Raw genomic sequence first — 1849 nt, forward strand, 5'->3', positions numbered from 1 at the left:
ACATAAAAATATGGAAGTTCCGAAAAGCTGATCAAGCACAAAGAAGAAAGCACTAAAAAAGGCAGCCACATAGGCTGCCTTTTTTCAGGCTGTCGAGAAACCTCGGCAGCTTTTTTGCGTTTCGCTCCAGCCGGACGCTTTCCGCGGGCACGGCCTCAGCCGCTTCGTCACTGCGCTCCTGCAGGGTCTTCGGCTCGCGCTGTTCCCGCTGGAGTCGCCGGCTTCCGCTTCACTGGCATTTTGGCTACTCAATTCAAGAAAACCGGCGTATACTGAAAAAAAAAAGGAGTGAGCGAACCATGTTAGGTTCTGTTCAAAATCATCGTCATGACCAAACCACGGTTTCCATTGATGAGCTAGTGCCACGGGATCACTTCCTTCGGACCATTGATGTATTGATTGATTTCTCCTTCATTGAACGTATCACCACGCCTTATTATTGTGTTGATAATGGACGCCCGTCCATTGCACCCGTGACACTATTCAAAATGTTATTTCTCGGCTACCTCTATGGCATTCGTTCAGAGCGCCAATTGGAAAAAGAAATTCAAGCGAACATCGCGTATCGGTGGTTTTTGGGCTATTCGTTGGTGGACCGGGTACCGGACCATTCGACGATCAGCTTTAATCGCAAAGGCCGGTTTGAAGACACATCGGTCTTTGAGGAAATCTTTGATGAGACCGTTCGCCAAGCTCAAGCAGAAGGTTTTGTGAGTGGACGTGTCCTGTTATCCGACTCAACTCATGTAAAAGCCAGCGCCAATAAAAATAAGTTTTTGCGCGTGGCGAAGACCAAAAAAGCCGTTCGCTATCTAGGAGAACTTGAACAAGCGGTCCAACAAGACCGGGCGGCACACGGAAAAAAGCACTAAAGCCGAAGTCCACTCGTTCGACGCTGCACAAAAAAGTGTCGTTGACGCGGGTCAGTAAAACGGATCCCGATAGTGGCTTCTTGATGCGCGACCAGAAGCCACAAGGTTTCTTCTATCTCGACCACCGAACGGTGGATGCCAAATACAATTTCATCACCGATACCTTTATCACGCCTGGCAACGTCCACGATGCCGACCCTTATCTAGAGCGCTTGAAACACCAAACAAAAAAATTCCACTTTCCTGTCGAAGCCGTTGCGCTCGATGCGGGATATTTTACAGGTCACATTTGTATGACACTTCAAAAGGCCGGTGTCTTTGTGGTGATGGGATATCGCCGTTTTAAAAGCCGAAACACCGGACTCCCCAAAAATCGATTCACGTATGTGGAATCGATGGACGCGTATGCTTGTCCAATGGGATGCAAACTTGCATACGCCACCACGGATCGGTCTGGGTATCGCCACTATAAAAGCCGAAGGCAGGATTGTGTCAACTGCCCATTACGTTCCGACTGTTTTTCTGCGAATGCGACTCAGCGGACGATCACTCGGCATATTTGGGAATCTTACAAGAGACAAGTTCGCGTCAATACCAACACCATAAGCGGCAAAAAACTATATCGTTTGCGTAGCCAGACGATTGAACGGAGTTTCGCCGATGCGAAAGAGCTTCATGGTTTTCGATACGCAAGGCGACGAGGGCACTCGTCTGTCCAAGAACAGGCGTATCTAACCGCCGCCATACAAAACATCAAGAAAATGGCCCTCTTGCTTAGCAAGAGGGCCTAAAACCAAGTGGTTACGAAAATATTTCTGGATCATCAATAGTCATGCAAATATAAAATGGGTTTCTCAACACTCTGACAAGTGCAGTCTCTTTAAAGAGACTGCACTTGTTTTTTTGGAGAATCGCGCCCTGGTGTAAGGGGAAATCTAAACTGTTTTGGCTATACATTACCACCTATGTTTCACACA

1 protein-coding gene is annotated in these 1849 nt (G+C 47.8%); it reads left to right on the top strand.

Annotated features, from left to right (window positions below; genetic code table 11):
* The first annotated feature begins 299 nt into the window (after positions 1-299).
* Positions 300-1663 (top strand): IS1182 family transposase gene (locus J7I83_RS14345; RefSeq protein ID WP_251047669.1). Its coding sequence is split into 2 segments (ribosomal slippage): positions 300-867 and positions 867-1663, totalling 1365 coding nucleotides; the frame shifts between segments, so codons are not numbered across the junction.
* Positions 1664-1849: the final 186 nt, after the last annotated feature.

This window comes from Planococcus sp. ISL-110 (assembly GCF_018613575.1).
In the GTDB taxonomy this organism is placed as follows: Bacteria; Bacillota; Bacilli; order Bacillales_A; family Planococcaceae; genus Planococcus.